The organism is Streptomyces sp. A18 (genome assembly GCF_059026065.1).
On record NZ_JBWLKL010000025.1, the window covers coordinates 84,071 to 102,574 of the forward strand.

The window sequence follows — 18,504 nt, forward strand, 5'->3', positions numbered from 1 at the left end:
CGACCGACGCGATCCGGCCAATGGTTCAGACCTCTTGACCGCTGGTCCAGACCTTTCTATTCTCACCGCACTGCGGTGAGCACTCCCCCACGTGTTCCACGTGCTCACGGGCGGCGCAGGGTTCCACCCCTATGACCCCCGGATCTCACCCGAGGAGCACACCTTGCGCACCTTGCGCTTCAGACACAGAGCCGTGGCAGGCTTCACCACCCTGCTGCTCCCGCTCGCCACCTTGGTCGCGCTCGGCGGCCCCGCCGAAGCCGCGCCGGAAGCAGCCCCCGCGGCCACCGCCACGTACGCCAAGACCCAGGACTGGGGCAGCGGCTTCGAGGGCAAGTGGACCGTCAAGAACACCGGCACCACCGCCATCAGCTCCTGGAACGTCGAGTGGGACTTCCCCACCGGCACGAAGGTGACCTCCGCCTGGGACGCCACCGTCACCAACTCCGGCAACCGCTGGACCGCCAAGAACCTCGGCTGGAACGGGACGCTCGCCCCCGGCGCCTCCGTCTCCTTCGGGTTCAACGGCTCGGGACCCGGCTCTCCCGCCAACTGCCTCATCAACGGCGGCAGTTGTGACGGCGGCAGCGTCCCGGGCGACAACCCGCCGTCGGCACCCGGCACTCCCACCGCGTCCGACATCACCAACACCTCGGTGAAGCTCGCCTGGAAGGCGGCCACCGACGACAAGGGCGTCAAGAACTACGACGTCCTTCGGGACGGCTCCAAGGTCGCGACGGTGACCGGGACTTCGTACGCCGACAGCGGCCTCACCGCGGGCACCGACTACTCGTACACGGTCCAGGCCCGCGACACCGCGGACCAGACGGGACCGGCGTCCGGCGCCGTCAAGGTGCACACGACGGGCGGCACCGACCCGGGCCCCGGCCCCGGTGACAAGGTCAAGCTCGGCTACTTCACCCAGTGGGGCGTCTACGGCCGCAACTACCACGTGAAGAACATCGACACCTCGGCCTCCGCCTCCAAGATCACGCACATCAACTACGCCTTCGGCAACGTCCAGGGCGGCAAGTGCACCATCGGCGACGCCTACGCCGACTACGACAAGGCGTACACCGCGGAACAGTCCGTCGACGGCAAGGCCGACACCTGGGACCAGCCCCTGCGCGGCAACTTCAACCAGCTGCGCAAGCTCAAGGCCAAGCACCCTGACCTCAAGGTCCTCTGGTCCTTCGGCGGCTGGACCTGGTCCGGCGGCTTCACCGACGCGATGAAGAACCCGGCCGCCTTCGCCAAGTCCTGCCACGACCTGGTGGAGGACCCGCGCTGGGCCGACGTCTTCGACGGCATCGACCTGGACTGGGAGTACCCCAACGCCTGCGGCCTGACCTGCGACACCAGCGGCCCGGCAGCGATGAAGAACATGATGCAGGCGTTCCGCACCGAGTTCGGCAAGGACGCCCTGGTCACCGCCGCGATCACCGCCGACGGCTCCGACGGCGGCAAGATCGACGCGGCCGACTACGGCGGCGCTTCGCAGTACGCCGACTGGTACAACGTGATGACGTACGACTTCTTCGGCGCATGGGCGGCCAAGGGCCCGACGGCCCCGCACTCGCCCCTCACCTCCTACCCCGGCATCCCGCAGGCGGGCTTCAACTCCGCCGACGCGATCACGAAGCTGAAGGCGAAGGGCGTGCCCGCGGCCAAGCTGCTGCTCGGCATCGGCTTCTACGGGCGGGGCTGGACCGGGGTCACGCAGAAGGAGCCCGGCGGCACGGCTACGGGCGCCGCGCAGGGCACGTACGAAGCGGGCATCGAGGACTACAAGGTCCTCAAGAACTCCTGCCCCGCCAACGGCACCATCGCCGGTACGGCCTACGCCCACTGCGGCAACAACTGGTGGTCGTACGACACCCCGGCGACGGTCAAGAGCAAGATGGCCTGGTCGAAGCAGCAGGGCCTGGGAGGCGCGTTCTTCTGGGAGTTCAGCGGGGATACCACCAACGGTGAGTTGGTGTCCGCCATCAATGACGGCCTGAAGTAACTCGCCCCAAGACGAAGCCGGGGAGAACGGGTACGCCCCCCGTTCTCCCCGGCTTCTTCATGCCTTCGGGCACCTACGCCACGTTGACCCGTTGCCCCGGAGGCGCCGCCTCAAGCCACGCCAGGAAACCCGTCAGTGCGTCCTCGCCCATCGCCAGCTCCAGGCGGACGCCGCGGTGCAGACAGCCGAGGACGATCGCGTCCGAGAGCAGCGCCAGCTCCTCCTCGCCGTCCGGTGCGCGACGGTCCACGACCTCGATGGCCGAGCGCTCAAGAACCCGGCGGGGCCGGGGAGCGTACGAGAAGACGCGGTACCACTCGATCCGGTCGCCGTTGTAACGGGCGACCCCGTACCCCCAGCCTTTGCCCGAGGTGTCGCCCTTCTCCGGGGCGTTCCAGCGCAGGCTGCAGTCGAAGGTGCCGCCGGAGCGCTGGATGAGCCGGCGCCGCAGTCCGAAGACGAAGAGCCCCACCAACACCAGCGCGACCAATACGAGTCCGCACACGAGCAGAGTGAGGATCATCGGCACCGACCTCCTCGCCTCTTCGTAACGGACCAACAGAATTGCACCCGCATCGCCTCAGCCGCGACCCGGTCCGGATTGCTCCGGACCTGGCCGCGGCTGAGTCACGTCAAACGCCGTCGCGCCGGTTTCAGCGCGACGACACCGCCCGCAGTCGGACGTCCGCGCGACGCTCGGCGGAGGCGTCGGCCTCCGACTTCGCGCGCTCGAGCGCCCGCTCCGCACGCTGGACATCGATCTCGTCCGACAGCTCGACGATCTCAGCAAGCAGTGACAGCTTGTTGTCCGCGAAGGAGATGAATCCTCCGTGGACGGCGGCGACGACGGTGTTGCCGTCGCTCGTACGAATGGTCACCGGGCCCGACTCCAGCACGCCCAGAAGCGGCTGGTGACCGGGCATGACGCCGATGTCGCCGGACGTGGTGCGCGCGACGACCAGGGTGGCCTCGCCGGACCAGACACTGCGGTCCGCGGCGACCAGCTCGACATGCAGCTCAGCAGCCAAGGGTGGCTCCTCGGGTCACCACCCGGCGGCTTCGCCGGGTGTTGGGTCAAATTCTAGTGGGCGTACCGGGAGGGGCGGGACTCGCCCACCCCTCCCGTGAGTCACGGACTCAGGAGACGCCGAGCTCCTTGGCCTTCGCCTTCAGGTCCTCGATGCCACCGCACATGAAGAACGCCTGCTCGGGGAAGTGGTCGTAGTCGCCGTCGATGATCGCGTTGAACGCCGCGATCGACTCGTCGAGCGGCACGTCCGAACCGTCGAGACCGGTGAACTGCTTGGCGGCGTGCGTGTTCTGCGACAGGAAGCGCTCGACACGACGGGCGCGCTGAACGACCAGCTTGTCCTCTTCGCTGAGCTCGTCGATGCCGAGGATCGCGATGATGTCCTGGAGGTCCTTGTACTTCTGCAGGATTCCCTTGACGCGCATGGCGGCGTCGTAGTGGTCCTGCGCGATGTAGCGCGGGTCCAGGATGCGGGACGTCGAGTCCAGCGGGTCCACCGCCGGGTAGATGCCCTTCTCCGAGATCGGACGCGACAGCACGGTCGTCGCGTCGAGGTGCGCGAAGGTCGTGGCCGGGGCCGGGTCGGTGAGGTCGTCCGCGGGGACGTAGATCGCCTGCATCGAGGTGATCGAGTGACCACGCGTCGAGGTGATGCGCTCCTGGAGGAGGCCCATCTCGTCGGCCAGGTTCGGCTGGTAGCCCACCGCGGAGGGCATACGGCCGAGCAGGGTCGAGACCTCGGAACCGGCCTGCGTGAAGCGGAAGATGTTGTCGATGAAGAACAGCACGTCCTGCTTCTGCACATCGCGGAAGTACTCCGCCATGGTCAGACCGGCCAGGGCGACGCGCAGACGCGTGCCCGGCGGCTCGTCCATCTGGCCGAAGACCAGGGCGGTCTTGTCCAGAACGCCCGACTCTTCCATCTCGTCGATGAGGTCGTTGCCCTCACGCGTGCGCTCGCCGACACCGGCGAACACGGAAACGCCCTCGTGCAGCTTGGCCACACGCATGATCATTTCCTGGATGAGGACGGTCTTGCCGACGCCCGCTCCACCGAACAGACCGATCTTTCCACCCTTGACGTACGGGGTGAGAAGGTCGACGACCTTCAGGCCGGTCTCGAACATCTCGGTCTTGGACTCGAGCTGGTCGAAGGCCGGGGCCTTGCGGTGGATCGGCCAGCGCTCGGTGACGTCGGCCTCGGCCTCGGGGTGGTTCAGGATCGCACCGAGGGTGTTGAACACCTTGCCCTTGGTGATGTCACCGACCGGGACGGTGATACCGCTGCCCGTGTCGGTCACCGCGGCCTGGCGGACCAGACCGTCGGTGGGCTGCATCGAGATCGCGCGGACGATGCCGTCGCCGAGGTGCTGGGCGACCTCGAGCGTCAGCGTCTTCAGCTCGCCGTCCTTGGCCGGGTCGGCCACCTCGACGTGAAGGGCGTTGTAGATCTCCGGCATGGCGTCGACGGGGAACTCCACGTCGACGACCGGGCCGATCACCCGGGCGACGCGGCCCGTGGCAACGGCCGTATCAACAGTGGTCGTCATTACTTGTCACTCCCCGCAGAAGCGTCGGCCAGGGCACTGGAGCCACCGACGATCTCGCTGATTTCCTGGGTGATTTCGGCCTGGCGGGCCGCGTTGGCAGAACGGGTGAGAGCGTTGATCAGGTCACCCGCGTTGTCGGTCGCCGACTTCATCGCGCGGCGCGTGGCGGCGTGCTTGGAAGCAGCCGACTGGAGCAGCGCGTTGTAGATACGGCTCTCGACGTAGCGCGGCAGCAGAGCGTCCAGGACGTCCTCCGCCGACGGCTCGAAGTCGTACAGCGGGCGGGCCTCGTCCGTCTGACCCGCCTCCTCGGCGACCTTGTCGAGGCTGAGCGGGAGCAGCCGGTCATCGGTTGCTTCCTGCGTCATCATCGAGATGAACTCGGTGTAGACGATGTGGAGTTCATCCACGCCGCCCTCGGCCGTGTCCGTCTCGATGGCCTCGATCAGGGGTGCGGCGATCTCCTTGGCATCCGCGTAGGAAGGGGCATCCGTGAAGCCCGTCCACTGCCCGGCGATCTTCCGCTCACGGAAGTTGTAGTGCGCGATGCCACGGCGGCCGACGATGTACGTGTCGACCTCCTTGCCCTCGTCCTGCAACTTCTTGGTGAGCTTCTCCGCACCCTTGATGGCGTTGGAGTTGAAGGCGCCGGCCAGACCGCGGTCGCTCGAGAGGAGCAGGACAGCGGCCCGGGTCGGAGCCTCGGCCTCGGTGGTCAGCGGGTGCTTGTCGTTGGCACCCGTGGCCACCGCGGTGACCGCGCGCGTGAGCTCGGTCGCGTACGGAGTGGAGGCGGTCACCTTGCGCTGTGCCTTGACGACACGCGAGGCGGCGATCATCTCCATCGCCTTGGTGATCTTCTTGGTCGCGGTGACGGATTTGATGCGACGCTTGTAGACCCGGAGCTGGGCTCCCATGAGTCAGGTCCCTTCCGTCGTCACTTGGACGCGTCGACGGCAGCCGGAGCGTCCTCGCCGAGCAGCTTGCCGTCCGAGGTCTCGAACTGCTTCTTGAACTCGGCGACGGCGTCGGTGATGGCCGTGATCGTGTCGTCGGACATCTTGCCGCCCTCCTTGATGGAGGTCATCAGGCCCTGCTCCTTGCGGTGCAGGTAGTCGAGCAGCTCGCGCTCGAAGCGCCGGATGTCGGCGACCGGTACCTCGTCCATGCGGCCCGTGGTGCCGGCCCAGATGGAGATGACCTGGTCCTCGGTGGCCATCGGCTGGTACTGAGCCTGCTTGAGCAGCTCGACCATGCGCTGACCACGCTCGAGGGAGGCCTTCGACGCGGCGTCCAGGTCGGAACCGAAGGCGGCGAACGCCTCGAGCTCACGGAACTGGGCGAGGTCCACGCGGAGACGTCCCGACACCTGGCGGATCGCCTTGTGCTGGGCGGAGCCACCGACACGGGAGACCGAGATACCGACGTTCAGGGCCGGACGCTGACCGGCGTTGAACAGGTCGGACTCCAGGAAGCACTGACCGTCGGTGATGGAGATGACGTTGGTCGGAATGAACGCCGACACGTCGTTCGCCTTGGTCTCGACGATCGGGAGACCCGTCATCGAGCCCTTGCCCATCTCGTCCGAGAGCTTCGCGCAGCGCTCGAGCAGACGCGAGTGCAGGTAGAAGACGTCACCCGGGTAGGCCTCGCGCCCCGGCGGGCGGCGGAGCAGCAGGGACACGGCGCGGTAGGCGTCGGCCTGCTTCGAGAGGTCGTCGAAGATGATGAGGACGTGCTTGCCCTCGTACATCCACTGCTGGCCGATGGCCGAGCCGGTGTAGGGCGCCAGGTACTTGAAGCCCGCCGGGTCGGACGCCGGGGCGGCGACGATGGTCGTGTACTCGAGCGCGCCGGCCTCTTCGAGGGCACCGCGCACGGAGGCGATGGTGGAGCCCTTCTGACCGACGGCGACGTAGATGCAGCGCACCTGCTTGTTCACGTCGCCCGAGCGCCAGTTGTCGCGCTGGTTGATGATCGTGTCGACGGCCAGGGCGGTCTTGCCCGTCTGGCGGTCACCAATGATCAGCTGACGCTGGCCACGGCCGATCGGGGTCATCGCGTCGACGGCCTTGTAGCCGGTCTCCATCGGCTCGTGCACCGACTTGCGGTCCATGACCGTGGGGGCCTGCAGCTCGAGGGCGCGGCGTCCGGACGTCTCGATCTCGCCGAGACCGTCGATCGGGGTGCCGAGCGGGTCGACGACGCGGCCGAGGTAGCCCTCGCCCACCGCGACGGACAGGACCTCGCCGGTACGGGTGACCGGCTGGCCCTCTTCGATGCCGCTGAACTCGCCGAGTACGACGGCGCCGATCTCGCGCTCCTCAAGGTTGAGGGCGAGACCGAGGGTGCCGTCCTCGAACTTCAGCAGCTCGTTGGCCATGGCCGAGGGGAGGCCCTCGACCTTCGCGATGCCGTCACCGGCAACGGTGACCGAACCGACCTCCTCGCGCGAGGCCGCGTCCGGCTTGTACGCCTGGACAAAGTTCTCCAGTGCGTCCCGGATCTCCTCCGGCCGGATCGTGAGCTCCGCCATCTGGGTTCCCTGCTCTCCTTGTTGGGCCCGAAGTTTCACTTTGGGGGTCTGGGGACTCCCCCCAAGTAAGAGGTGAATCCTCTGCACGGCCCAACTAGGGCCGTAATTACAACGTTTTGCGTTAGTTCTAGCGCGCCATGCGGCGGTGTGCGTCCTCGAGGCGGTCCGCGATGCTGCCGTTGATGATCTCGTCGCCGACCTGCACCGTGATCCCGCCGAGGACCTCGGGGTCCACGTCGAGGTTCAGGTGCATCTGGCGGCCGTAGACCTTCGCGAGGGCGGCACCGAGGCGCTGCTTCTGCTGGTCCGAGAGCGGCACAGCCGAAGTGACCACTGCGACCATCCGGTCCCGGCGGTCCGCGGCCAGCTTGGAGAGGGACTCGAGTCCCGCTTCCAGGCTACGTCCACGGGGCGCGGTCACGAGGCGCTCGACGAGCCGCTCCGTGACCTCGTTGGCCCTGCCCCCGAGCAGGCTGCGCAGCAGCTCGCTCTTGGCGGCACCCGAGGCGGCGCGGTCGGTCAGCGCGGACCGGAGTCCGGTGTCCGAGGCGACGATCCGGCCGAACCGGAACAGCTCGTCCTCGACGTCGTCCAGCGCGCCGGACTTCTGCGCACCGGTCAGCTCGGCGAGGTTGGTGAGCTCCTCGAGGGAGTCCACCAGGTCACGCGACTGCGACCAGCGCGAGCGGACCAGGCCGGCCACCAGGTCAGCGGTCTCGCCGCCCACCTGCCCGCCGAGCAGCCGCCCGGCGAGCTCGGCCTTGGCCTCGCCGGACTGCGACGGGTCGGTCAGGACCCGGCGCAGCGAGACTTCGCGGTTGAACAGCGCGGTGACCGAGGCCAGCTCGTCCGCGAGCTGCTTGGCGTCGACCGACGTGTTGTCGGTCAGCGCGTCAAGACGCTCGCGCGCGGCGGCCAGGGCCTCGCGGCTAGCTCCGTGGGCTGTCATCGAGCAGCCTCGGCCTTCTCCTCGAGCTCGTCGAGGAAACGGTCGATGGTGCGGCTCTGCCGTGCCGAGTCCTCGAGGGACTCACCGACGAGCTTGCCGGCCAGGTCGGTGGCCAGCTGGCCCACGTCCTGACGCAGCGACTGCGCGGCGGCCTTGCGGTCGGCAGCGAGCTGCGTGTGACCGGCGGCGACGATCTCCTCGCGCTGCCGCTGGCCTTCGGCGCGCATCTCAGCGATGAGCGTGGCGCCCTGCTCCTGCGCCTCCTGGCGCAGACGCGCGGCCTCGTGCCGTGCCTCGGCGAGCTGAGCCTTGTACTGCTCAAGCACGCTCTGGGCCTCGGTCTGAGCGGCCTCGGCCTTCTCGATACCGCCTTCGATCGCCTCCCGGCGCTCTTCCAGAACCTTGTTGATGTTCGGGAGGAGCTTCTTCCAGAAGAAGAAGAAGACGATGGCGAAGGCGATGGCGCCGACGAGCAGCTCGGGGCCGGGCGGAATGAGCGGGTTCTGCTCTTCCTCGGCCGCCAGCTGTACCAGGTTGGCGATCACATCATTGCCTTTCGTCGAACGGGGCTAATCGTCTTGGGCGATCAGGAGCCGTAGACGAACGGCATGACGATGCCGATGAGGGCGAGCGCCTCACAGAAGGCGAAACCAAGGATCTGGTTGGCACGGATCAGGCCAGCGGCTTCAGGCTGACGGGCCAGCGCCTCGGTGCCCTTACCGAAGACGATGCCAACACCGATGCCGGGACCGATCGCGGCGAGACCGTAGCCGATGGAGCCGAGGGCCTTGATGTCACCCTGGAGGGCGGCGAGCTCGAGAGTCGCGGACATGCCGTTACTTCCTTCTCTTTCATGGACCGGTGGGGGTTGGCCACCGGGCGCTTAGGGGGTTGCTGACAGGGGCTCAGTGGTGCTCGGCGAGAGCGCCCTGAATGTACGAGCAGGCAAGCAGCACGAAGACGTACGCCTGAACGGCCTGCACGAAGAGTTCGAAGAGGATCATGGCCATCGTCATCACGAAGGAGACACCGGCGGCCGGGATCATGAAGCTGTTCAGCAGGTACCAGGAGGCGACGGTGAACATCACCAGCATCAGGTGACCGGCGAACATGTTGGCGAACAGTCGCACCGCGTGCGTGAACGGGCGCACCAGCAGGTTCGAGAAGAACTCGATGAACGACACGAGCCACTTGATCGGGCCGAGCGAGTTGTCGTAGCCCGTGATGTTCTTCCAGCCACCGACGAAGCCGTGCTTCTTGAAGGTGAGCGGCACCCAGATCAGGTACACGATGAGCGCGAGCACCACCGGGTACGCGAAGATCGACGCGACCGGGAACTGGGCCAGCGGAATCACGGACCAGATGTTCATGATCCAGATGAAGAAGAACAGCGACACCATGAGCGGGACGTACTTCTCGCCGTCCTTCTTGCCCATCGTCTCGTAGACGATCCCGCGGCGTACGAAGTCGTAGCCGGCCTCGCCCATCATCTGCAGCTTGCCCGGAACGACCTTGGCCTTGCCGAACGCCGCGTAGAAGAAGGTGATCACGACAAGAGTCGTGATCAAGGCAAGCAGCATCACCTTGTTGAACTCAAACCCACCGACGGTGGCGATCGGCTTGAAGAGGAACGAGTGCAGGCCCGGAGCCGGGAAGCCGCACCCGTTGTCGGACATGATCCGACAGCTCCAGTCAAAGGCGAGCTCAGTTTGGTCAGCACTCACCGCGGGCTCCTTCGGCGTGACGCATAGGTACGGCAACCTCGTTGTCGTGTCGGCGCGGCGCGCAGCCGCGGTTCGGCACCAGACTGGTGTTTCGGATGTGGGCGCGGCGTTCAGGCATCGAGCCTCGCGATCGTGCAGGCGTCAGCTCAGATGCCCGCGCCAGCAGTGCCGCAGTTGGCACCGGACGATAGCAGCATCTCGAACGCGCATTTATCCCGGCCCTACCCTTCACGTCGAGGACCCCGACTTCTCCGGCTTGTCCTTCTGCTCGGAGTCGGGTTCCACGTAAAGGATCTTGGCCTTCATGTGCGCACGGGCCTGTGCGGCCATCCACGTAATCGTCCCCGCGACGAGCGCGACGGCGAAGGCCTTGGGGTTGAAGAGCGTGGTGTCCTTGAACAGGCTCATGAAGATGAGGAGCAGCAGAAGCTGGGCGACATAGAGCATCATGCCCATCGCCTGGAACAGCTGCGGAAGTGACTTCGCCGTCCGCTGCAGGACGAACATGCCGAGTCCCATGAAAGCAATGACGACCACGGTGCCGATGACAGCGCCGAGAGCTCCCTTGCCACCCGCGACCACACCACTCACCACGGCGACGATCGCACCGACGGCGGCAGTGGGCACAGCGGACTGGAGAAGAGTTCGGGTGTCTTGAGACGGCATGGCGGCGCTCCGCTAACTGATGGGGGCAGGGTGTCGTCATGGACGAGCGTAGTCCGGGGTCGAGAGTGTCCCTCGGGCCAATGGACCGTCGCACTACGGTCCTTCGGCTCTATTCCCTGGTTTCGTGAACGGTATCACAAACTATTTGATGAGGTCTTTACCTGCTAGGTGTGCTCGCCGTCACACATGAGAGTTAATCCGCGCGTATGTGCACGCGGCGCGGCAACTTGTCTGGTATTGGGCGAGTTTGACGGTGGCGGTCAGGTCGACGAACCGGCCTTGCGCCGATCCTCCGGGCGCGAGCGGGTGCCAACCGCCGTCGCCCCGTTGACGTCTGACTCGACCGGAGGACGGTCGTCCCCCGCCACATCCGTCTCCCCCGTCGCCTCCGCCGCGGCGTCAGCGGCGGCCCTCCCGCGCCGCCGATAGCGCGGCGGCACGAAGGACTCGGCCCAGCCCGGGATGTGCGGCGTGAACCGCGGCAGCATGAGCAGCACGAGGCCCACCGCGCTCAGGGCGACGATGAGGAGCAGGATCCACATGCTGGCCGAGTGGACCGAGTAGGCCACCGTGCCGAAGCCGATCAGCGCCGACCAGAAGTACATGATCAGGACCGCACGGCTGTGGGAGTGGCCGATCTCCAGGAGACGGTGGTGGAGGTGGCCGCGGTCGGCGGCGAACGGGGACTTGCCGTTCCACGTACGCCGGACGATGGCGAGGACCAGGTCGGCGAACGGGATCGCGATGATCGTCAGCGGCATCAGGAGCGGGATGAAGACCGGGAGCATCGCGTGCGTGGCATCGCGGGTGCCTCCGAAGTTCAGGCTCAGGGCGTCGCCGTCGATCTGACCTGTGGCGGAAATCGCACCCGCCGCGAGCACCAGGCCGATCAGCATCGAGCCCGAGTCCCCCATGAAGATGCGGGCGGGATGGATGTTGTGCGGTAGGAATCCCAGGCACATGCCGATGAGGATCGCGGCGAAGAGCGTCGCGGGGGCCGCGGCCTCGATGCCGTAGCCGTACCAGATGCGGTAGGCGTAGAGGAAGAACGCCGTGGCCGCGATGCAGACCATGCCCGCGGCGAGGCCGTCGAGGCCGTCGACGAAGTTCACGGCGTTGATGGTGATGACGACGAGCGCGACCGTCAGGAGCGTGCCCTGGCCCTGGTCCAGGAGGACCATGCCGTAGCCCGGCACCGGGATCCACAGGATCGTCAGGCCCTGGAGGACCATGACGCCGGCCGCGATCATCTGGCCGCCCAGCTTGATCAGGGCGTCGATCTCGAACTTGTCGTCGAGGACGCCGATCAGCCAGATCAGCGCGGCACCTGAGAGCAGGGCGCGCGGTTCGTTGGACCGCTCGAAGACGTCGTTCAGATTCGGCAGGTGATCGGCGACGAGCAGACCGGCGCACAACCCGAAGAACATCGCGATACCGCCGAGCCGGGGCGTCGGCTCCCGGTGCACGTCGCGAGCGCGGATCTCCGGCATGGCGCCGGCCACGATCGCGAACTTCCGCACCGGGCCGGTCAGCAGGTAAGTCACCGCGGCCGTGATGCAGAGCGTCAGCAGGTATTCACGCACGGGCTTCCCCACAGGTATCGCTGGCCATCTCAGCCCCACACCCTAGCTCTGCGTGCATACGGTTGGGGACTTACGGGTAGCGACGATGGTTGCACGAGTACGCGCCTTCCTCTGACGCTGCTACCCCGACCTAGGCCGTATACGGCGGAAATCTGCCCACCAGTTCACGCACTTCCTCTCGTACTTTCGAGTCCCTCGTGCCCTTCGGGTCCTGGGAGTCGTCACGCAGCGCATCCGCGAAGAAGCCCGCGATCCGCACCATCTCCGCGTCGCCCATGCCCTGGCTGCTGACGGCCGCGGTGCCGAGCCGCAGGCCGCGGCCGTCGGCGTAGGGCAGGGCGCAGGTGTCGAGGACGAGGCCGCAGGCGGCGAGTCTGCCGCGGGCCGTGTGCGCGTCGATGCCCAGGGGCGCCGGGTCGACGAGGATCAGGTGCGTGTCCGTGCCGCCGGTGCTGATCGCGCAGCCCGCGGCGGCCAGGGTCTGGGCCAGGATGCGGGCGTTGGCGACGACCTGATGGGCGTACGCGGTGAAGGCGGGGGTCTCCGCCTCGCCGAACGCGACGGCCTTGGCGGCGATCGTGTGCATCTGCGCGCCGCCCTGGGTGAAGGGGAACACGGCCCGGTCGATACGTGACGCGAGCTCGGACCCGCACAGGATCAGGCCGCCGCGCGGGCCGCGGAGCACCTTGTGGGTCGTGGCGCAGACGACGTCGGCGTACGGCACGGGGCTCGGGGCCGCTCCCCCGGCGATCAGGCCGATCGGGTGGGCCGCGTCGGCGATGAGGTACGCGCCGACGTCGTCGGCGATGTCGCGGAAGGCCGCGTAGTCGATGTGCCGGGGGTAGGCGATGGAGCCGCAGACGATCGCCTTGGGCTTGTGCGAGCGGGCCAGGACGCGGACCTGGTCGTAGTCGATGAGGCCGCTCTCCGGGTCGACGCCGTAGCCCACGAAGTCGAACCAGCGCCCGGAGAAGTTCGCGGGCGAGCCGTGCGTGAGGTGGCCGCCGTACGGCAGGCCCATGGCAAGGACCGTGTCGCCGGGGCGCAGCAGCGCGGCGTACGCGGCGAGGACGGCGGAGGATCCTGAGTGGGGCTGCACATTGGCGTGCTCGGCGCCGAAGAGGGCCGTGGCGCGGTCGATGGCGATGCGCTCGGCGACGTCGACCAGCTCGCAGCCGCCGTGGTGGCGGGCGCCGGGGTAGCCCTCGGCGTACTTGTTGGCGAGCGGGGAGCCCAGGGCGGCGAGGACCGCCGGCGAGGTGAAGTTCTCGGCGGCGATGAGCTGGAGGGATGACGCCTGGCGATCCTGCTCGGCCAGCAGGACCTCCGCCATCTGGGGGTCCGCGCGGCGGAGCGCGGCGAAGTCAGCGGGCGCCGTCGGGGCGGCGGTGGGTGCGGTGCTGACCGGCATCTTGGGCTCCGGGCCTCGCGAGGGGTGAGGGTCCCTCCAATGTAGGCCTGCCACACGGTGCACGCGCGGCGTCGGACCGGATCTTTCACCGGCGTCGGGGAGAAAGGCTCAGGCCTTGGCCCGTACGCCCGTCAGCGCCGTCACCACCGGGTCGAGTGCTTCGTTGATCTCGTCGCCCACCGAGCGGAAGAAGGGCAGCGGCGCGCCGTAGGGGTCGTATACCTCGTCCGCCTCTGCCGTGGGCGCCAGGAGCCAGCCCCGCAGGGCCGCGGCGGCCCGCACCAGGGCGCGCGCCCGCGCCACCACGCCGCCGTCGACATCGGGCAGCGTCGCCGGGTCTATGGCCCGTACGAGGCGGGTGAACTCTTTGAGTGTGAAGGTGCGCAGCCCCGCCGAGTGGCCCATCGAGATGACCTGCGCCCGGTGGTCCCGGGTCGCCGTCAGGACGAGGTCGGCGCGGATGACGTGGTCGTCGAGGAGTTCGCGCCCCATGAAGCCGGAGGCGTCCGCGCCGAAGTCCGCGAGCACCGTCTCGGCGTTGGTCTCCATGGGGGCGCCCTCGTGCCCCCACGTGCCCGCGCTCTCCACGATCAGGCCGCCGGTGAAGGGATCGCCCAGGCGGTCGGCCAGGGCATGCCTGGTCAGCCGCTCGGTGATGGGCGAGCGGCACACATTTCCGGTGCTGACGTGGAGGATGCGGAACGAATCGGGATAAGCCGCTATGCCACGCCCCGTCTCAGGGGCTGTCAATTCGCCACCTCGAGGTCGGGTACCACCTTGCGGAGCTCCTCCGCGTCCAGGGCGCCCGCGCGCAGCAGCACCGGCACCTGGCCGGTGACGTCCACGATCGAGGAGGGGACGATGCCCGGCGTCTTGCCGCCGTCCAGGTACACGGAGACGGAGTCGCCGAGCATCTCCTGCGCGGCGTCACAGTCCTCCGGAGCGGGGTGTCCGGTGAGGTTCGCCGACGAGACGGCCATGGGGCCGACCTCGGTGAGCAGTTCGATGGCCACGGGGTGCAGCGGCATCCGGATCGCGACGGTCCCACGGGTGTCCCCGAGGTCCCACTGGAGCGACGGCTGCTGCTTGGCGACCAGGGTCAGCGCGCCGGGCCAGAAGGCGTCGACGAGCTCCCAGGCCGACTCGGAGAAGTCGGTGACCAGGCCGTGCAGCGTGTTCGGCGAGCCGATGAGGACCGGGGTCGGCATGTTGCGGCCACGGCCCTTGGCGTCGAGCAGGTCGGCGCAGGCCTCCGGCGTGAAGGCGTCGGCACCGATGCCGTAGACGGTGTCGGTGGGCAGGACGACCAGCTCGCCACGGCGGACGGCCGAAGCGGCCTCGCGCAGACCGGTCGTACGGTCGGTCGCGTCGTTGGTGTCGTATCGCCGTGCCATCAGCGGGCCTCCTCGTACACGTACTGCTGACTTGAAGTGGTGGTGCTCACGGCATCGCCTTGCGGGCGGTCGCGAACCTCGGCCGGTTGTTGAGGTCGGGGTGGTCGGCCGCGTCGGCCCAGCCACGCTCCTCGGTGAAGATCCACGGCACCTGGCCGCCCTGGGTGTCGGCGTGCTCGATGACGACGACGCCGCCGGGCCGCAGGAGGCGGTGTGCGGTGCGCTCGATGCCGCGGATCAGGTCGAGGCCGTCCTCGCCGGAGAAGAGCGACAGTTCCGGGTCGTAGTCCCGGGCTTCCGGAGCGACGTACTCCCACTCCGTGAGCGGGATGTACGGCGGGTTCGAGACGAGGAGGTCGACCTGGCCGTCCAGCTCCGGGAGGGCGTCACGCGCGTCGCCCTGGGAGAGCTTGACCCTGGACCCCTCGACGTTCTTCCGCGTCCACTTCAGGGCGTCCTCGGAGAGCTCCACGGCGTGCACGCGCGAGCGCGGGACCTCCTGCGCCATGGCCAGGGCGATGGCGCCGGACCCCGTACAGAGGTCGACGATGAGCGGCTCGACGACGTCCATCGCGCGCACCGCGTCTATGGCCCACCCGACGACCGACTCGGTCTCCGGCCGCGGCACGAAGACGCCGGGCCCGACCTGCAGTTCGAGGTAGCGGAAGAAGGCGCGCCCGGTGATGTGCTGGAGCGGTTCGCGGGCCTCGCGGCGCGCGATCGTCTCCCAGTAGCGGGCGTCGAAGTCAGAGTCCTTGACGGAGTGCAGCTCGCCCCGCTTGACGCCGTGCACGAAGGCGGCGAGCTCCTCCGCGTCGTTGCGCGGCGAGGGCACGCCGGCGTCGGCCAGCCGCTGGGTGGCCTGGGCCACTTCCGCGAGCAGCAGGTTCACGCTGGTCCTCCGGGGGGCAGTGCGGTTGTCGGGTGCTTAAGCTGCCGCGAGCTTGGCCGCGGAGTCCGCGTCGACGCAGGCCTGGATGACCGCGTCGAGGTCTCCGTCGAGCACCTGGTCCAAGTTGTACGCCTTGAAGCCGACACGGTGGTCCGAGATCCGGTTTTCCGGGAAGTTGTACGTCCGGATCTTCTCTGAGCGGTCGACGGTGCGGACCTGGCTGCGACGGGCGTCCGCGGCCTTGCTCTCCGCTTCCTCCTGAGCCGCGGCAAGGAGCCTGGAGCGCAGAATACGCATCGCCTGCTCCTTGTTCTGCAGCTGGCTCTTCTCGTTCTGGCAGGAGGCCACGACGCCGGTGGGCAGGTGCGTGATGCGCACCGCGGAGTCGGTGGTGTTGACGGACTGGCCGCCGGGGCCCGACGAGCGGTAGACGTCGATGCGCAGGTCGTTGGCGTGGATCTCCACGTCGACCTCCTCGGCCTCGGGCGTCACCAGGACACCGGCCGCGGAGGTGTGGATCCGGCCCTGCGACTCGGTCGAGGGCACGCGCTGCACGCGGTGCACGCCGCCCTCGTACTTCAGTCGCGCCCAGACGCCCTGTCCCGGCTCGGTCGCGCCGTTGCCGCCCTTGGTCTTCACGGCGACCTGGACGTCCTTGTAGCCGCCGAGCTCGGACTCGGTGGCGTCGATGATCTCGGTCTTCCAGCCCACGCGCTCCGCGTACCGCAGATACATGCGCAGGAGGTCGCCGGCGAAGAGCGCCGACTCGTCGCCGCCCGCGCCCGCCTTGACCTCGAGGATGACGTCCTTGTCGTCGCTGGGGTCGCGGGGCACCAGAAGAAGCCGCAGCTTCTCGGTGATCTCCTCGCGCTGCTTCTCCAGGTCCTTGACCTCCGCGGCGAACTCCGGGTCCTCCGCGGCCAGTTCACGGGCCGTCGTGATGTCCTCGCCGGTCTGCTTCCAGGCGCGGTACGTCGAGACGATCGGGGTCAGCTCGGCGTAGCGCTTGTTGAGCTTGCGCGCGTTGGCCTGGTCGGCGTGGACCGAGGGGTCCGCGAGCTTTGTCTCCAGATCGGCGTGCTCGCCGATCAGTTCCTCGACCGCCTCGAACATCGGGGTCTCCTGAGTTTTCTACGCGAAGGTACTGCGCAAGGGTTCTACGCGAAGGTGGCTGCTGCGATCAGACGGCAAAGCGCCGGTCCCAACCGCCCTCTCCCGAGGGCGGCCGAAGACCGGCGCAGTGGCTCGCTACTTGTTGGCGGCAGCCTTGCCGAAGCGGGCCTCGAAGCGGGCCACGCGGCCACCGGTGTCGAGGATCTTCTGCTTGCCCGTGTAGAACGGGTGGCACTCGGAGCAGACCTCGGCACGGACGGTGCCGCTGGCGATCGTGCTGCGGGTGGTGAACTCCGCGCCACAGGTGCAGCTGACCTGGGTCTCGAAGTACTCGGGGTGGATGTCGCGCTTCAAGGTGTCTCCTAGATTCGGGAGGGCGCCGGGTCGTACGCGCGGATTGCTCGTACGTGAACCGGGGCCGACGAACCAGTCTGCCAGGACTGGTCGCATCTGCCCAAACCGGGGTGGGTTCCGTTCTATTCCCGGCGGACTACTAACTCCGCTAGTTGCTGGTCACGACATCGCTTGCGTCGCCCTTGTCGCCCGCGGACTCCTCCGTGGCGGACTTGGGTATCGGCTTGTCGGCCTTGAGCGCCGCCCAGACCTGCCGGTCGGCCTTCTCCAGGGGAAGGACGCGGTTGGGGTCCGCGGGGTCGTACTGGATGGGCAGGGTGACCATCTTCATGTCGCCCGCGCCGATGCCCTTGAGGCCGCTCGCGAAGCCCGCGAGGCTCTTGACGTCGTTCAGGTCCGAGTCGGTGGTGATGGCGCTCGTCGCGTCGTTCGCGAGGTCGTAGAGCTTCTTCGGGTTGCTGAAGACTCCGACGTCCTTGACCTGGTTGATCAGGGCCTTGATGAAGGCCTGCTGCAGCTGGATGCGGCCGAGGTCGCTGCCGTCGCCGACGCCGTGCCGGGTGCGGACCAGGCCGAGGGCCTGCTCACCGGTGAGCTGGTGCGTGCCGGCCTCGAGATTCAGATGGCTGTCTTTGTCGTTGATGGCCTTCTTGGTGGTGATCTCGACGCCACCGAGGGTGTTGATGAGCTTCTTGAAGCCGGAGAAGTCGACCTCTACGTAGTGGTCCATCCGGATGCCGGACATCTTCTCGACGGTCTTGACGGCACAGGCGGGGCCGCCGACCTCGTACGCCGTGTTGAACATCTGCCGCTGTGCGCCCGGCTGCTCCTGACCGTCCTCGGTCGTGCAGTCGGGCCGGGTTATGAGGGTGTCGCGGGGTATCGAGACGACGCTGGCCGTCTTGTGGCCCTTGTTCACGTGCACGACCATCGCCGTGTCCGAGCGGGCGCCGCCCTCGTCCTTGCCGTACTTGGCGTTGTCGCCGGAGCGGGAGTCGGAGCCGAGGACGAGGATGTCCTGCGAGCCGTTGTCGACGTCCTTGGGGCGGTCCGTGCCGAGCGCCGCGTTGATGTCGACGCCCTTGATGTTGCCGTTGAGCTTGAAGTACACGAAGCCGAGGCCCGCACCGCCGAGGACGACCACCGATGCCGCGGTCCACGCGGTGACGACGAGGACCTTGCGGCGCTTGTCGCGCGGCTTGCGACGCCGACCGCCACCGCCCCGGGCGCGCTTCGGTGTCGTATCCGCGGATGCGCTCTCGTCGGTCATGTGCTCCTCAGTCCTCGTCGGGTC

Annotated in this window: 19 protein-coding genes; 1 reads left to right on the plus strand and 18 read right to left on the minus strand. The window is 68.0% G+C overall.

The genetic code is table 11. The annotated features are described in order from the left end of the window. Nucleotides 1-172: 172 nt before the first annotated feature. The gene (locus tag AC5P1C_RS30140; RefSeq protein WP_493869133.1) at nt 173-2,008 is read left to right on the plus strand and encodes a glycosyl hydrolase family 18 protein; all 1,836 of its coding nucleotides are present in this window, start codon (nt 173-175) and stop codon (nt 2,006-2,008) included. A gap of 73 nt (nt 2,009-2,081) precedes the next feature. Here the strand turns inward: AC5P1C_RS30140 and AC5P1C_RS30145 are convergent, their stop codons facing one another. The 18 genes from AC5P1C_RS30145 to AC5P1C_RS30230 form a co-directional block, all read right to left on the minus strand. Beyond that, nucleotides 2,082-2,531, minus strand: coding sequence for a DUF2550 domain-containing protein (locus tag AC5P1C_RS30145; protein WP_135331165.1), 450 nt, complete (start codon nt 2,529-2,531; stop codon nt 2,082-2,084). Between the two features lie 130 nt (nt 2,532-2,661). After that, entirely contained in the window at nt 2,662-3,036 is a 375-nt protein-coding gene (locus AC5P1C_RS30150; RefSeq protein WP_160507238.1) for a F0F1 ATP synthase subunit epsilon, read from the minus strand. 109 nt (nt 3,037-3,145) lie between these two features. Then, a complete protein-coding gene (atpD, locus tag AC5P1C_RS30155) occupies nt 3,146-4,588 on the minus strand; it encodes a F0F1 ATP synthase subunit beta (protein WP_493869100.1) in 1,443 nt (480 codons plus the stop codon). Beyond that, nucleotides 4,588-5,505: a F0F1 ATP synthase subunit gamma gene (locus AC5P1C_RS30160; RefSeq protein WP_493869101.1), complete on the minus strand. Its 918-nt coding sequence runs from the start codon at nt 5,503-5,505 to the stop codon at nt 4,588-4,590. The genes atpD and AC5P1C_RS30160 overlap by 1 nt, the downstream gene beginning before the upstream one ends. A 20-nt stretch (nt 5,506-5,525) precedes the next feature. After that, a complete protein-coding gene (atpA, locus tag AC5P1C_RS30165; protein ID WP_493869102.1) occupies nt 5,526-7,124 on the minus strand; it encodes a F0F1 ATP synthase subunit alpha in 1,599 nt (532 codons plus the stop codon). 127 nt (nt 7,125-7,251) lie between these two features. Further along, a complete protein-coding gene (locus AC5P1C_RS30170; RefSeq protein WP_493869103.1) occupies nt 7,252-8,073 on the minus strand; it encodes a F0F1 ATP synthase subunit delta in 822 nt (273 codons plus the stop codon). Then, on the minus strand, nt 8,070-8,618 hold the full coding sequence (locus AC5P1C_RS30175; RefSeq protein WP_493869104.1) for a F0F1 ATP synthase subunit B: 549 nt from the start codon (nt 8,616-8,618) through the stop codon (nt 8,070-8,072). The genes AC5P1C_RS30170 and AC5P1C_RS30175 overlap by 4 nt, the downstream gene beginning before the upstream one ends. A gap of 41 nt (nt 8,619-8,659) precedes the next feature. Further along, complete coding sequence (atpE, locus tag AC5P1C_RS30180; protein WP_016643250.1) at nt 8,660-8,905, minus strand: ATP synthase F0 subunit C; 246 nt, start codon at nt 8,903-8,905, stop codon at nt 8,660-8,662. Nucleotides 8,906-8,978: 73 nt separating this feature from the next. Continuing rightward, nucleotides 8,979-9,797, minus strand: a complete 819-nt coding sequence (atpB, locus tag AC5P1C_RS30185; protein WP_493869105.1) for a F0F1 ATP synthase subunit A — start codon at nt 9,795-9,797, stop codon at nt 8,979-8,981. A gap of 228 nt (nt 9,798-10,025) precedes the next feature. Further along, entirely contained in the window at nt 10,026-10,463 is a 438-nt protein-coding gene (locus tag AC5P1C_RS30190; protein ID WP_493869106.1) for a Cg1360 family ATP-synthase-associated protein, read from the minus strand. A 260-nt stretch (nt 10,464-10,723) separates the two neighbouring features. Then, nucleotides 10,724-12,046, minus strand: a complete 1,323-nt coding sequence (locus tag AC5P1C_RS30195) for an MraY family glycosyltransferase (protein ID WP_493869107.1) — start codon at nt 12,044-12,046, stop codon at nt 10,724-10,726. Nucleotides 12,047-12,176: 130 nt separating this feature from the next. Next, a complete protein-coding gene (glyA, locus tag AC5P1C_RS30200) occupies nt 12,177-13,457 on the minus strand; it encodes a serine hydroxymethyltransferase (RefSeq protein ID WP_493869108.1) in 1,281 nt (426 codons plus the stop codon). Nucleotides 13,458-13,565: 108 nt separating this feature from the next. Beyond that, on the minus strand, nt 13,566-14,207 hold the full coding sequence (locus AC5P1C_RS30205; protein ID WP_493869109.1) for an arsenate reductase/protein-tyrosine-phosphatase family protein: 642 nt from the start codon (nt 14,205-14,207) through the stop codon (nt 13,566-13,568). Further along, entirely contained in the window at nt 14,204-14,851 is a 648-nt protein-coding gene (locus AC5P1C_RS30210) for an L-threonylcarbamoyladenylate synthase (protein WP_493869110.1), read from the minus strand. Before AC5P1C_RS30210 ends, AC5P1C_RS30205 begins: the two co-directional genes overlap by 4 nt. A gap of 46 nt (nt 14,852-14,897) precedes the next feature. Next, nucleotides 14,898-15,743: a peptide chain release factor N(5)-glutamine methyltransferase gene (prmC, locus tag AC5P1C_RS30215; protein WP_493869111.1), complete on the minus strand. Its 846-nt coding sequence runs from the start codon at nt 15,741-15,743 to the stop codon at nt 14,898-14,900. 36 nt (nt 15,744-15,779) lie between these two features. Continuing rightward, the gene (gene prfA, locus AC5P1C_RS30220) at nt 15,780-16,856 is read right to left on the minus strand and encodes a peptide chain release factor 1 (protein ID WP_493869112.1); all 1,077 of its coding nucleotides are present in this window, start codon (nt 16,854-16,856) and stop codon (nt 15,780-15,782) included. A gap of 135 nt (nt 16,857-16,991) precedes the next feature. Beyond that, nucleotides 16,992-17,210 (minus strand): 50S ribosomal protein L31, encoded by a 219-nt coding sequence (gene rpmE, locus AC5P1C_RS30225; RefSeq protein WP_361833600.1) that lies wholly within the window; start codon nt 17,208-17,210, stop codon nt 16,992-16,994. Nucleotides 17,211-17,358: 148 nt separating this feature from the next. Beyond that, on the minus strand, nt 17,359-18,480 hold the full coding sequence (locus tag AC5P1C_RS30230; RefSeq protein WP_493869113.1) for an LCP family protein: 1,122 nt from the start codon (nt 18,478-18,480) through the stop codon (nt 17,359-17,361). Nucleotides 18,481-18,504 lie beyond the last annotated feature (24 nt).

Bases quoted from the DNA above. Each gene is read 5' to 3' on its own strand.
- AC5P1C_RS30190 (WP_493869106.1), bottom strand. From the start codon at position 10,463: ATGCCGTCTCAAGACACCCGAACTCTTCTCCAGTCCGCTGTGCCCACT.
- AC5P1C_RS30210 (WP_493869110.1), bottom strand. From the start codon at position 14,851: ATGGCACGGCGATACGACACCAACGACGCGACCGACCGTACGACCGGT.
- atpE (WP_016643250.1), bottom strand. From the start codon at position 8,905: ATGTCCGCGACTCTCGAGCTCGCCGCCCTCCAGGGTGACATCAAGGCC.
- AC5P1C_RS30160 (WP_493869101.1), bottom strand. From the start codon at position 5,505: ATGGGAGCCCAGCTCCGGGTCTACAAGCGTCGCATCAAATCCGTCACC.
- AC5P1C_RS30145 (WP_135331165.1), bottom strand. From the start codon at position 2,531: ATGATCCTCACTCTGCTCGTGTGCGGACTCGTATTGGTCGCGCTGGTG.
- prfA (WP_493869112.1), bottom strand. From the start codon at position 16,856: ATGTTCGAGGCGGTCGAGGAACTGATCGGCGAGCACGCCGATCTGGAG.
- glyA (WP_493869108.1), bottom strand. From the start codon at position 13,457: ATGCCGGTCAGCACCGCACCCACCGCCGCCCCGACGGCGCCCGCTGAC.
- atpD (WP_493869100.1), bottom strand. From the start codon at position 4,588: ATGACGACCACTGTTGATACGGCCGTTGCCACGGGCCGCGTCGCCCGG.
- AC5P1C_RS30170 (WP_493869103.1), bottom strand. From the start codon at position 8,073: ATGACAGCCCACGGAGCTAGCCGCGAGGCCCTGGCCGCCGCGCGCGAG.
- AC5P1C_RS30230 (WP_493869113.1), bottom strand. From the start codon at position 18,480: ATGACCGACGAGAGCGCATCCGCGGATACGACACCGAAGCGCGCCCGG.
- atpA (WP_493869102.1), bottom strand. From the start codon at position 7,124: ATGGCGGAGCTCACGATCCGGCCGGAGGAGATCCGGGACGCACTGGAG.